Source organism: Clostridium sp. SGI.024 (assembly GCF_050315195.1).
In the GTDB taxonomy this organism is placed as follows: Bacteria; Bacillota; Clostridia; order Clostridiales; family Clostridiaceae; genus Clostridium.
The window spans coordinates 84,175-97,342 of record NZ_JBNPON010000003.1 but is presented as its reverse complement, the minus strand read 5'-3'; the positions used below and the strand labels follow the sequence as shown (position 1 = coordinate 97,342).

13 protein-coding genes are annotated in these 13,168 nt (G+C 27.0%); 10 read left to right on the top strand and 3 right to left on the bottom strand.

Annotation, left to right across the window (positions count from 1 at the left end):
- Positions 1-108 precede the first annotated feature (108 nt).
- From ACQRD5_RS01890 to ACQRD5_RS01860, 7 genes are all read left to right on the top strand, one after another.
- Positions 109-1,143 carry a LacI family DNA-binding transcriptional regulator gene (locus ACQRD5_RS01890; protein WP_291627527.1) on the top strand — a complete coding sequence of 345 codons (1,035 nt, stop codon included), beginning with the start codon at positions 109-111 and terminating at the stop codon, positions 1,141-1,143.
- 95 nt (positions 1,144-1,238) lie between these two features.
- Positions 1,239-2,156 (top strand): DUF1861 family protein, encoded by a 918-nt coding sequence (locus tag ACQRD5_RS01885; RefSeq protein ID WP_427746479.1) that lies wholly within the window; start codon positions 1,239-1,241, stop codon positions 2,154-2,156.
- 10 nt (positions 2,157-2,166) lie between these two features.
- Positions 2,167-3,759 carry an alpha-glucosidase gene (locus tag ACQRD5_RS01880; protein WP_427746477.1) on the top strand — a complete coding sequence of 531 codons (1,593 nt, stop codon included), beginning with the start codon at positions 2,167-2,169 and terminating at the stop codon, positions 3,757-3,759.
- Between the two features lie 566 nt (positions 3,760-4,325).
- A complete protein-coding gene (locus ACQRD5_RS01875; protein ID WP_294169219.1) occupies positions 4,326-5,384 on the top strand; it encodes a methionine ABC transporter ATP-binding protein in 1,059 nt (352 codons plus the stop codon).
- The gene (locus ACQRD5_RS01870; protein WP_294365192.1) at positions 5,353-6,033 is read left to right on the top strand and encodes a methionine ABC transporter permease; all 681 of its coding nucleotides are present in this window, start codon (positions 5,353-5,355) and stop codon (positions 6,031-6,033) included. The genes ACQRD5_RS01875 and ACQRD5_RS01870 overlap by 32 nt, the downstream gene beginning before the upstream one ends.
- A 36-nt stretch (positions 6,034-6,069) precedes the next feature.
- Positions 6,070-6,891 carry a MetQ/NlpA family ABC transporter substrate-binding protein gene (locus tag ACQRD5_RS01865; protein ID WP_427746475.1) on the top strand — a complete coding sequence of 274 codons (822 nt, stop codon included), beginning with the start codon at positions 6,070-6,072 and terminating at the stop codon, positions 6,889-6,891.
- Between the two features lie 39 nt (positions 6,892-6,930).
- On the top strand, positions 6,931-8,100 hold the full coding sequence (locus tag ACQRD5_RS01860; RefSeq protein ID WP_291627533.1) for an amidohydrolase: 1,170 nt from the start codon (positions 6,931-6,933) through the stop codon (positions 8,098-8,100).
- 51 nt (positions 8,101-8,151) lie between these two features.
- Here the strand turns inward: ACQRD5_RS01860 and ACQRD5_RS01855 are convergent, their stop codons facing one another.
- Genes ACQRD5_RS01855 through ACQRD5_RS01845 form a run of 3 tightly spaced genes read right to left on the bottom strand, consistent with a single transcriptional unit; the run spans position 8,152 to position 9,623 of the window.
- On the bottom strand, positions 8,152-8,409 hold the full coding sequence (locus ACQRD5_RS01855) for a C40 family peptidase (protein ID WP_291627534.1): 258 nt from the start codon (positions 8,407-8,409) through the stop codon (positions 8,152-8,154).
- Positions 8,390-9,115 (bottom strand): hypothetical protein, encoded by a 726-nt coding sequence (locus ACQRD5_RS01850; RefSeq protein ID WP_291627535.1) that lies wholly within the window; start codon positions 9,113-9,115, stop codon positions 8,390-8,392. The genes ACQRD5_RS01855 and ACQRD5_RS01850 overlap by 20 nt, the downstream gene beginning before the upstream one ends.
- Before the next feature lie 4 nt (positions 9,116-9,119).
- The gene (locus tag ACQRD5_RS01845) at positions 9,120-9,623 is read right to left on the bottom strand and encodes a hypothetical protein (protein ID WP_291627536.1); all 504 of its coding nucleotides are present in this window, start codon (positions 9,621-9,623) and stop codon (positions 9,120-9,122) included.
- Positions 9,624-10,444: 821 nt separating this feature from the next.
- On the opposite strand from ACQRD5_RS01845, the gene ACQRD5_RS01840 reads away from it, so the two are divergent.
- The 3 genes from ACQRD5_RS01840 to ACQRD5_RS01830 all read left to right on the top strand — a co-directional run bounded on the left by ACQRD5_RS01840 (position 10,445) and on the right by ACQRD5_RS01830 (position 13,157).
- Positions 10,445-11,248: an HAD family hydrolase gene (locus ACQRD5_RS01840; RefSeq protein ID WP_291627539.1), complete on the top strand. Its 804-nt coding sequence runs from the start codon at positions 10,445-10,447 to the stop codon at positions 11,246-11,248.
- A 117-nt stretch (positions 11,249-11,365) separates the two neighbouring features.
- A complete protein-coding gene (locus tag ACQRD5_RS01835; RefSeq protein WP_291627541.1) occupies positions 11,366-12,271 on the top strand; it encodes a Gfo/Idh/MocA family protein in 906 nt (301 codons plus the stop codon).
- Between the two features lie 421 nt (positions 12,272-12,692).
- On the top strand, positions 12,693-13,157 hold the full coding sequence (locus ACQRD5_RS01830; protein WP_427746473.1) for a PTS system mannose/fructose/N-acetylgalactosamine-transporter subunit IIB: 465 nt from the start codon (positions 12,693-12,695) through the stop codon (positions 13,155-13,157).
- The last annotated feature ends 11 nt before the right edge of the window (positions 13,158-13,168 follow it).

Sequence of the window (13,168 nt, the reverse complement as noted above, 5' to 3'; positions counted from 1 at the left end):
TTTAATAATATTTCAGAAAATAATATTAAATAAAGGATTAATATATCCTTGCAAAGAATTAAATAATAGAGTAATTTATAAAAAAATGGAATTATTAGGAGATTGAGTATGGGAAAAATAACAATGAAAGATATAGCGGAAAAATTAAATATATCAATTAATGCAGTATCACTAGCTTTAAATAGTAAAGCTGGGGTTAGTGAAGAAACAAGAAAACAAGTTTTAGATGTAGCAGAGGAATTGGGATACTTAGATAAATCACCTAAATTTGTAAAAACTTTCGCTAATAAAAATATTTGTGTAATTATCAAAGAATATTATTTTGAGGATAGCGTATTTTATGGAAAAATAATGATGGGAATAGGAGAAGAGGCAAGGAGAAAAGGATATGATATTATTACTTGCTTAATAAGAGAGAATGAAGAAAATATTCCAAGTTGTATAGAAAGTAAAAAAGTATGTGGAATTATAGTTATAGGTAGAATACAAGATGAATACTTAATTAAACTAAAGTGCAATAAAATACCTGTAGTATTAGTTGACCATACATCTTTACTTGAAAGTACTGATAGTATATTAACTGATAATAAACTAGGTACATTTAACATTACAAAGCTATTAATTGAAAGAGGGTATAAAAATATAGGCTTCTTTGGTGATTTAGAATATTCATTAAGTATTAAGGAAAGATTTTTTGGCTATAAAGAAGCTATAAAAAGCTTTTTAGAGTTTAAAAATTATAAAGAAACAGAAGGATTTATAGAAAAAAACTCAATATTATATGAAATTGAAGAAGACATAATAAATAAAAATATTGAGGCAATAAAAGAAAAAATAAAACAAATAGAAAAAATCCCTGAAGCTTTTGTTTGCTCTAATGATAATGCAGCAATAGCACTTATAACAGCATTAAAAGAGTTAGGCTATAAAATTCCAAATGATATAGCTATAGTAGGATTTGATGATATAGTTTTAAGTTCACTTATAGAACCAAAGCTAACAACAGTAAGAGTTGAAAAGGATTTTATGGGAAGAAAAGCTATAGATAGATTACTTTGGAGATTAGAAAATAAAAAATCTCCAAATGAAAAGACAATACTTAGTGTAGAAATAGTTGAAAGAGATTCAGTAGGAAGAAAATAATAGGTATAAATTGTTATGGACAAAAACTTCTTCCTAAGGATTGAAGATAAAGTATAAATCAATAATAATTTATTTAATCTTGGAGGATAGGACAAATGAAAACTAAGGAAACATGTTCAACATTATTAAAAAGATATTTAGATAATGAGGTTAATATATATAATGTAGAAAAAATAGAATTTGATAATGTAGGAGAAAATGATGTTTACAATATATCAGCTCCTTTTTCAGATAAGGAAAAAACAATTATTGCTGGAAGAGTAGAGGCTAGAGATAGTGAAGATTCTACAGTTTTCTTTTTTGAAAAAAAGGATAATGTATGGGAGCCTGTTAAGGATTATCCACAATTAAAACTTCAAGATCCTTTTTTCACTAAGATAAATGATGAATTAATAAAAGGTGGAGTAGAAGTATTTCCAGATCCATATAAAGAGAATACATTAAAATGGAGAACTGTTTTTTATAAAGGAGAAAATATCTCATCATTAGAGAAATTTTTTGTAGGTCCTGATGGAATGAAGGATTTAAGATTAGTTCAGTTAGCTGACAATAGAATTGGTGTACTTACAAGACCACAAGGGGAAAAAGGTGGTAGAGGAAAGATAGGATTTACTATAATAGATACTTTAGAAGATTTAAGTGTAGATATTATTAATGAAGCACCTATTTTAGATAGTTTATTTATAGATGAGGAATGGGGAGGAGCTAATGAGGCTAGAGTATTAGATCATTCAACTCTAGGAATACTTGGACATATAGCTTGCTTCGATAAGGATGGGAATAGGCATTATTATCCTATGACTTTTAAACTAGATATAAATACATTAGAAGTAATTGATCAAAAGCTTATAGCCATTAGAAAAGATTTCAAACCTGGTGAAGCAAAAAGGCCAGATTTAGAAGATGTAGTATTTAGTGGAGGATTAGTTTTAAATGGTGATAGAGCAACTCTTTATGCAGGAATAAGTGATGCAGAAGCTCAATTAATAGAGATAGATAATCCATTTAAATAAGGAGAACACTATGGAAAAGGTATGGTGGAAAGAAACTGTATTTTATGAGATTTATATGCCAAGCTTTAAGGATGGGAACAATGATGGCATAGGTGATTTTAAAGGTATAACTTCAAAATTAGATTATTTGCATAAACTTGGAGTTAAAGGAATTTGGTTAACTCCATTTTATCCATCACCTAAGGTTGACAATGGGTATGATATTTCAGACTATTACAATGTAGATAAAGATTATGGAACATTAGAAGACTTTAAAGATTTTTTAGAAAAGGCACATAAATTAGATATTAAAGTAATTGGAGATATAGTACTTAATCATACTTCAAGTGAGCATCCCTGGTTTAAGGAGTCAAGAAGGTCAAAGGATAATGAAAAAAGAGACTTTTATATATGGAGAAAGGATAAACCTAACAATTGGGAATCATTTTTCGGTGGAGATGCATGGGAATATGATGATGTAACTAAGGAATATTATTATCATGCTTTTGCAAAAGAACAAGTAGATTTAAATTGGGCTAATCCAAGAGTATATGATGAAATGATAAAGGTTCTAAAGTTTTGGTTAGATCTTGGAGTTGATGGATTTAGATTTGATGTTATTAATTTCCTAACTGTAAATGAAGATTTATCAGATAACAATCCTTATGATGAAAATGGAGAGCAAATTCATAAATTTGATAAAAATCAAAAAGGAATATTAGATATAATTAGAAGGCTTGCAAAAGAAATTAAAAATATAAAGGAAGATGCATTTCTAGTTGGAGAAGTTGGGTCAGAAGATTTAAATGACTTAATAGATTACTCAGGAAAAGATCTTTTAGATGTAGTTTTTAATTTTAATTTAGGAAGTATGGAGAGTTTTTCCGCAGAAAAAATATATAAGGAAATTAGTGAAATGAATAGTAGATATTCAAAAGATCAAATTCCAACTATATTTTTTAATAGTCACGATATGGAAAGAAGTATATCAAGATTTAATCCAAAAGGAGACAAAGCTGGAATAGAGAGAGCAATGGCAACACTTTTATTAACTTCTTATGGAGTACCCTTTATATATTTTGGTGAAGAAATTGGAATGAAGAATTTATTTTGTAATGATATAAACAAGATGAATGATATCCAAGGAATAACAAAATACAATTTAGAAATTAATAAAGGTAAAAGTGAGAAAGAAGCATTAGAAAGCGCTAATAAGAGTTCAAGAGATAAATCTAGAAGCCCTATGCAATGGGATAATAGTAAGTACTATGGTTTTTCAGAAGTTGATCCTTGGATAAAAATAGATGATAAGAAAGATATAGAAACTGTTGAATACTGTGAATCATCTAAAGAAAGCTTATTAAATTTATATAGAGATTTAATAAGGTTGAGATATAATAATGATTGTTTATTATATGGTAGATATGAGAATATTTCTTTAGAAGATGATGTTTTATCCTTTGAAAGAAAACTTAAAGAACAAAGGATTAAAGTAATAATAAACTTTAGCAACTCAACATATAAAGAAGAAGCTATTGGTGAAATATTGTATGGTAAGACTAGAAATAATAAAGTTGTACTTTTAGAACCATATGAATTTACTATAATAAGTTTAAAAAAATAAATTTTGGGTATTGACAAAAATAATAAATATATATAGAATATACATTAATAATTAAATAATATCATACAGACGGAGGGACTGGCCCAAGGAAGTCTAAGGTGCTTACGCACAATGTAAAATGAATAATGTAGAATGTAGAATTAATGTGTAAATTCTTTCAGAATTTATTTAAATTATTATATATTATCATTAGTTAAGTTGTGCAATGTATATTAATGTGGATGCTACTTTAGGTAGATAAAAATGTGAATTTAAGTATTTCAGAATGAAATACTACCATAATTTTTCATTTTACATTATTAATTTAAAAGCATTATTCCTGCAGTTACTACTGCGTCTGAAAGATTTGAATTAAACATGTGTATATTACACTGCTTTCTTATTTTTTAGGAAGGCAGTTTTTTTATTTTACAGGAATTTATAAAAATATTACCCTAGGTATAATTTTTTGTAAATTCCTTTCCTTTAGTGCTCAAGGAGATAGATGTTATATTCTAGCGACTTGGAGCTTGCGAGGTCGCGTAGAATATAACATCTATCTCATTTTTTATACAAGGAGGGAAATTATGATCTTATTAAAAAATTTAAATAAAATTTATAATACAAAAGCTGGAGAAGTAGAAGCTTTAAAGGATGTAACACTAAATATTAAAAAAGGTGAGATTTATGGAATTATTGGCTTTAGTGGAGCTGGAAAATCTACCTTAGTAAGATGCATTAATTTTTTGGAAAAGCCAACTAGTGGTGAAGTAATTGTAGATGAAAAGAATCTTGGAACTTTATCCAATAAGGAGCTTAGGGTTGAAAGAAAAAAGATAGGGATGATATTTCAACATTTTAATCTTATGAAGTCTAGAACTGTATTTGAAAATATAGCTTATCCACTTAAGGGGAATGGATATTCAAAGGAAGAAATAAATAAAAAGGTTAATGATTTATTAAAATTAGTTGAACTAGAAGATAAGGCTAATGCATATCCCTCTCAGTTAAGTGGTGGACAAAAGCAAAGAGTTGGAATAGCCAGAGCCTTAGCAAATGACCCAAAGATTTTATTATGCGATGAAGCAACTAGTGCCTTAGATCCTCAAACTACAAAATCTATATTAAGACTTTTAAAAGAGGTAAATAAAAAGTTTGGAATAACAATAGTTGTTATAACTCATGAAATGCAAGTTGTAAAAGAAATTTGTACAAGAGCTGCTGTAATGGAAAATGGAAGAGTTGTTGAAGAAGGAAATATATTTAAAATATTCTCAGAACCAAAGGAAAAGATAACAAAGAACTTTATAGATAGTACTTCATTACTAACTAATATTTATGACCTAATTAAAGAGAAATCTTCAGTTGTAGATATAAAAGAAAATGAAAAGATATTGAAACTAAAGTATTTAGAGAATAGTACAAGTGAACCAATAATTTCAATAGTGTCTAGAGAATTTAATGTAGATACAAGTATTATTTTTGGGAATATAGAAATAATTCAAGATTCTCCCCTTGGAGGGCTAATAATTATTATAAGAGGAGAAGAAGTTCAAATTAATAAGGTTATAGCTTATCTTAAAGAAAATAAAGTAGAAGTGGAGGTAATTAAGGATGGCAGACTTAGTACAAAAATTATTGCCTAATGCAGTAACAAAAATACCAGAAATTTATAAGGCAACAGGGGAAACATTACTTATGATAATAGTAGCAGGAGCCATATCCTTTTTTATAGGCCTTATTTTAGGAGTTATTTTAGTTGTAACTAGGAAGGGAAATATACTAGAAAACAAGCCAGTATATTTTGTTTTAGAAAAAGTAATAAATATTACAAGATCTATTCCCTTTATTATTTTACTAGCAGCAGTAATTCCATTAACAAGATTATTAGTAGGAACTGCCATTGGAACAAAGGGTTCTTTTGTACCTTTAGTTTTTGGAACTATTCCTTTCTTTGCAAGACAAATAGAAAGTGCTTTATCTGAAGTTGATAAGGGAATAATAGAAGCAGCAGAATCAATGGGCTCATCACCTTTTGAAATCATCTTTAGAGTTTATTTAAAAGAAAGTATACCAAATATAGCAAGAGCTACAACTATAACATTTATAAGTTTGGTAGGGTTAACAGCTATGGCAGGATCAGTAGGGGGCGGGGGTCTTGGTGATTTAGCTATAAGATATGGTTATCAAAGATATCAAGTAGATATAACCTTTGTAACAGTAATAATTCTACTTATTTTTGTAAATATAATTCAAGGGGCAGGAAATATAATAATTAAAAAAACAACACATTAAAAGCAATAAGTAATAAATAAAAAGGAGTGTTTTAATATGAAAACAAAGAAATTATTAAGTGTTTTATTATCAGGAGTATTAATATTATCATTAGTAGGTTGTGGGGCAAAGGAAGCTAATAAAGATAATAATGTTATTAAAGTAGGTGTAGTTGGTGAAAATACTGATCAATGGGAGCCTGTAATAAAGAAACTTGGGGAAGAAGGTATAAAATTAGAACTTGTAACTTTTTCAGATTATAGTCAGCCTAATCAAGCCTTACAGGATAAGGAAATAGATTTAAATTCCTTCCAGCATTATGCTTATTTAAATAAAGATATTGAAGATAGAGGATTTGATTTATCAGTTATAGGAGAAACAATAATAGCTCCTCTTGGATTATATTCTAATAAAATAAAATCTTTAGATGAGTTAAAGAATGGAGATTCCATTGCAATACCAAGTGATGCAACTAATGGAGGAAGGTCTCTTAAGGTTTTAGAAACTGCAGGCCTTATTAAGGTAAAGGAATCAGCAGGATATACACCAACCTTAAGTGATATAACTGAAAATCCTAAGAATATAAAATTTGTAGAAGTGGAAGCTGCACAAACACCAAGATTATTAGATGATGTAGCAGCAGCCTTTATAAATGGAGGACATGCTGTTGATGCAGGACTTAATCCAAATAAAGATTCAATTTATTTAGAAAAGGCTAGTGAAGGTAGTGATAATCCATATATAAATGTAATTGTTGCAAGAACAGAAGATAAGGATAGTGAAATTTATAAAAAAGTTGTAGATTCATATAGATCAGAAGAGGTTGCGAAAGTAATAGAAGATGTATATAAGGGTGCATATTTACCAACTTGGAAATAGAAATTTAAATAGAAAGATAAATAGAGAGGGGCAAAATTAATGGGTATAAAAGATTATGTTTTAAAAGAAAAAGATTATATTATTTCTCTAAGAAGAGAATTTCATAAATATCCAGAAGTAAGTTTAAAGGAATATAAAACAGCAAAAAGAATTGAAGAAGAATTAGATAAATTAAATATTCCACATAAGCGAGTAGGAGAAACAGGAGTTCTAGGGATAATAAGTGGGAAAAATCCATCAAATAAAGTTATTGCAATAAGGGCAGATATAGATGCTCTTAAAGTTCCAGATGATAAAGAAGTGGAATATAAATCACAAAATGAGGGATATCATCATGCTTGTGGTCATGATGCACATACTGCTAGTCTTCTTGGAGCTGCAAAGATATTAAAAGAGAGAGAGAATGAACTAAATGGGGAAGTAAGATTATTCTTTCAACAAGCAGAAGAAATTGGACAAGGAGCTAAGATATTTATTAAAGAGGGAGCATTAGATGGGGTAGAAGAAATACTAGGAGCACATGTATCCTCACATTTAGATGTTGGACAGGTATCAGTAACAAGTGGACCTATAGCAGCATCTTGTGATTATTTTAAGATAACAGTTAAAGGAAAAGGTGGGCACGTATCTGTACCACATTTATCAATAGATGCTTTATATATTGCAAGCCAAATAGTTATTAATTTGCAATCAATAGTTAGTAGACAAACAGATCCTGTTGATACAGTAGTTGTTGGTGTTGGAGTAATTGCTGGAGGAACTATTTATAATGCTGTAGCTGAAGAGGTTGTATTAGAAGGAACAACAAGAACTTTCACCTTTGAGACACGAGAAAAAACTAATAAAAATGTAGAGAAAATAGCAAAATCCATAGGGGAAATCTATGGAGCAGAGGTTTCAGTGGAGTTTAAAGATTATGCATCACCACTAATAAATGATGAAAAAGTTAGTGAAGAAGTAGCAAGTATAGCAAATACCATAGTTGGTGAAGAAAATGTAATAACTAATTATCCAAAGAGATTAGGAGCAGATGATTTTGCAGAATTCTTAATTGAAGTTCCAGGCACATATATTCATGTAGGCACTAAGAATTCGTGTAATTCCAATACTTCTTCAGAGCATCATAATCACTTATTTGATATAGATGAAGAGGGACTACTTATAACAACAAATATAGAAGTAGATTACGTATTAAGTAAACTACTGTAAAAATTTAGACCCCAGAGAAGATAATTTCTCTGGGGTCCAATAAAATGGAATTTAATTAATAATTATTTTTGCAGAATTTATATTTATATATTGAATTCTTACTACATAACTAGTATAAGGTGCATTAAGTATATAAGCTCCATCTATGTAGAAGGCTACATGAGTAGCTGGTCTTCCCCATAATAATAAGTCACCTGTTCTAAGTTCAGATAAACTTATATCTGTTCCATAATTTTGCTGATCTTGAGATACCCTTGGTAAATAATATCCAAACTGTCTATAAGATATATTATTTAGATTTAATAACATAAAGATAAGATTTATTATATTGTTTAATTAATTCACTATTAAGTATTAAATCATATTTCGTAAAGTTATGTTTATAATTAAACTTTCCAATAAAAAAGCCAAAAATAATAGATAATATTATAGTAATTATAAATAAGATATATATTTTCTTAAGGGATTTCTTTAATGTTTTAAATTCTTCAATAACAATAAGAGAACTATTTTCAATTTTAAGTAATGATATAAATTCATCTAAAGTAACAGGCAATATATCCTTTGGAATAAAAATTGAAATTCTTTCATCTTCAGAAGAGAGAATTAATCCTTTATTTAAAAGCTTAACTTCTTTTAATTTACTTAATTCAAGTTTAATATAACTAAAATCATTTTCTCTTATTAAATAACCATCTTCTATAGTAAAGTAAAAGGTACTTTCAATATCACAACGCATATTATTATTTTTTAATCTTTTCTTTTTAATTACTTTAATTAGTAATAGCATTAATAATATAAATATTATTAATAAAACAAGAACTAGTGGAAGAGAGTAAGCAAAAATTAGATAAAAGTCACTTAATAAATAAGTAAATAAGGTGAATATAAATATTGAAGTAGCAGGTATAATTGTCTTTAAATATATAACTATAACTGGAGAAGTTTGATTTAAGTAGCATAAATACTCTCTAAAACTTAGAGTATTATCATTTGGTTTAAACTGAAACTTCATATTATTAAACCCTCCTTATATTTATATATTTTTCAATATCTTTAATTATTTCAGAACCGTTAGCATCAAAGAATTTTAAATAAAAGAAATTTCCTACTAGTCCAGTAGCACTATAAAGAAAAATTAAATTATTATTATCTATAGCAACTTTATTTACTGCCTTCCATTTAACATGTTTTAATGAATTATCATTTTCAAGATAAATTCCTTCTTCATCAAATGATAGAGTAACTTCATTATTAGTAGGGGTATTTAAAACTTTTTTAATTTGCTTATTATAAGCAATGATAAATGCCAAGAATTCTGTAAGTATTATAATGCTAAAAAAAAGTATGAAAAAAATAATATTTGCATTAAAATTTTTTGACAGATATAAATAGGATAGGATAAACATTAAAAGTGTAACTATACTAGTAAGAATTATGCTACCTTTTAAAAAGTTTTTACTAATGTATTTCTTATATTCAATTTTAAAATCATCAGTATTAAGTAATTTATATTTATACATTGAATTCCTCCTTTAGACTAATAAAATTAACTACTTTATGGTAAATATTTGAGTTTAACCTAATAAGGGTATTTTATTATTATCAACGATTAATCCACCATTATCTGTAACTGCATATAATTTGTCCTTTTTCTCATTTAATACTTTTTTATTGATTCCATTTGAATGTCAGTTCTTTCATAGCAAAATCCTTAAGTATATTTAGTCCAAGATAATATGAAAATATTCTAGTAATTGAATATTTTCTTCTTTAATTCCATAACTCAAAAAAGGTATAATAATACTTTCATAGTATTTACCATTATTCTTGTTATGAAGAGCTTGCCATTCTTCATAACTACTTATCACATCATAAAATGCAAAGGGAATTATTAAAACTTTATCATTAGAATTTATATATTTTTACACGGAATCTTTTGTCCAACTTTCATAAAATTTATATAAGCTAAATGACATATTTATCATAAAAAACTATACTTCCATTAATTTGTTTATATTTATTATACATTTTCTTGTTGAAATATATAATATAAAATGGATAAAATTATAATTTAAATTTGAAGAAGTTAGATAGAGAGGAAGTATAGAGCTTCAAATTAGATTTAAAAGTTAATAATATGTATAGATAGATTTATTAATTAGTGTATAAATTCAATATATATAAATTTGCATAATTACCTTTATGGAATGAGTTAGAAAACTTTTAAAGTGAATAATGATATGATAATATAAAATTGGAATGATAGAGCTCATACTAGATATTAATTTAAAGTAGATAGTAGTATGTAAAGTTTTATATGTAATAATAAAAGGAGGAAGAGATGAAGAGCAAGGGAATAATATTTTTTGATGTAGATGGAACCCTTATTGATTGGACAAAGGGTATATTTAAGCCAACTAAAGTTACTAAGTTAGCTATAGAGAAATTAAGAGAAAATGGATATTTAACTATACTAGCAACAGGAAGACCTAAAAATTGTATAGATGAAGGATTAATAGATTTAGGATTAAATGGCTATATAGCCTCAAATGGAGCTTATGCTGAAATAGATAATAAGGTTTTATTTAATGAAACTTTAGATAATAATGAACTTAAAGTACTACTAGATTTTCTTGAAGAAAATAATGTAGTTTATATGCTAGAAGGACAAGAACATAATTATGTTTTAGATCTTAATAATGAAAAAATTTCAAATCTTATAGAAAAAGCTAATTTGAAAAGAGATAATTTTATAGAAGACTGGGATAGAGAAACTGTAAAGGTTAGTAAGATAATAGCAATAGCCTATGATGAAAAATCTTTTGATTTAGTTTGCGAAAGATTTAAAAAAGAAGGATATGCTTTTATGTCTAACTTAAGTAATGGTGGCCTTTTTGAAATATATAAAGCTAAGTACACAAAGGGGTATGGAGTTCAGCACTTATTAAACTTATTAGATATAAGTAAGGATAAGGCTTATGCCTTTGGAGATGGCGAAAATGATATAGAGATGTTTCAAGCTGTAAAGTATGGAATTGCAATGGGTGGACATCATGAAAGACTAACAGAATTTGCATATGATTTTACAGAAGATGTGGCTAATGAAGGAATAGAAAAAGCACTAAAGAAATTAGGACTAATATAATACTATCATTATAAATGTAGAATGAATTAGTAAAAATGAAAACTTATTTCTAATCTAAAATAATTTTACATTTTACATTATTAATTGATGACATCCACAGTGGAAAGGGGTTTTAGAATGAGAGTTGCGATAATTGGCATTGGAGCCATTGCTAAAAAAGCGTATTTACCGATTCTATCTTCTATGGAAGATGTTGAGCTTTTAATATCAACTAGAAATAAAAAGGTTTTAGAAGAGGTTTCTAATAAATATAAAATAGATAGAGCTTATAATGTATTAGATAATTTATTAAAAGAAGATTTTGATGCTGCTATAATTTCAACTCATGCTGATGGGCATTATGAAATAGCTAAAAAGTTGTTAAATAAAGGAGTTCATGTATATATAGACAAGCCTTTAACATATAATCTTAAGACAAGTATTGAAATAGCAGATATTGCAAAGAAAAAAAATCTAATTGCAATGGTAGGTTTTAATAGAAGATTCTGCCCAATGGTTAGAAAGCTTAAGGATAAGGGAAAAGCTGATATTATTATTATGGAGAAAAATAGAGAGTTTCCACCAGGAGATATTAGAAAATTTATTGTAGAAGACTTTATACATGTTGTAGATACATTAAGATTTTTAATGGGTGAAGAAATTATTAATATGGATATTAATTTTTCAAAAAAAGGGAATAATCTTAATAATGTAGTTGTTACTTTTAAAGGAGATAAGACAACAGCTATTGGAATTATGAATAGAAATTCAGGCATAACTGAAGAAAATATAGAGTATATGATAAATGGAAGTAAATATGTAATAGAAGATTTAGTAGATTTCTTTAAAGTAAGTAATAAAGGAAAAATAAAAAAAACTTATGGGGGATGGGATAGTACTCTTTATAAAAGAGGCTTTGAAGATTTAATAAGTCATTTCTTAACTTCAGTAAGTGAAATGAAAGAACCTGACCCATCAATGGAAGACTCTATAGTAACCCATAAGATATGCGAATATATAGTCAATCATATAAATAATAATTAGTAAATCTCACTAGAAGAATTTTTAACTATATTAAGTAAAGCTAATAAACATAAATATAATTAATTAACAAGTAGTTAGTTTTGAATAAAATCATTACTAGCTACTTTTTTTTATAAATATAATAAGTTCAAGAATTACTAATTAGGAAGAGGTATATGAGAACTAAATTGATCCTTAAAATGATTAAATAATCTACATATTAATTAAATAAAGTTTCCGAATAGATTGTTGAAAATAAATTTAATTTATTATATAATATAATTAAGTTAAACGATTTCAGAAACGTAATTTTTAGTACTATTTACAAGCATATACTAAACTAGTTAATTACTTATTAGCTAGCTTTAGATATAGTAAAAAATTGAAGGGAGAAAATAAATATTTATATGTTTATTGGATAACTTCAAGAAAGGAGGTAAATATGAGTATTGTTTTTACTAGAGTAGAGGAAAGATTGCTACATGGACAAGTGATTACTGCTTGGGCTAAATCCATTAATTTTGATACTTTTGTAGTAGTTGATGATGAATCTGCAAGTAATGACATTCTAAAAAGTTTACTAGAAATGGCATGTCCTAAAGGAAAAAAATTATACGTTTTTGATGAAAAAACAGCAGTAGACAAAATTAATGCTATAAAAGGAAAGATATTTTTAATTGTAAAAAGTCCAACTACAATCCTATCTCTATTAAATAATGGATTGATAATAGACAGCGTAAATATTGGAAGCATTCATTATAAGCCAGATAAAAAAGAAATATATAAAACTGTCTACCTTTCAGAAGAAGAAGTAAATGCCTTGAAAAAAATTACTGATAGAGGAATTACATGTGAAATACAAAAGCTGCCAACTGAATCTAAAAAGAATATTTTAAGTTTATTATAAAAGGAGGATTT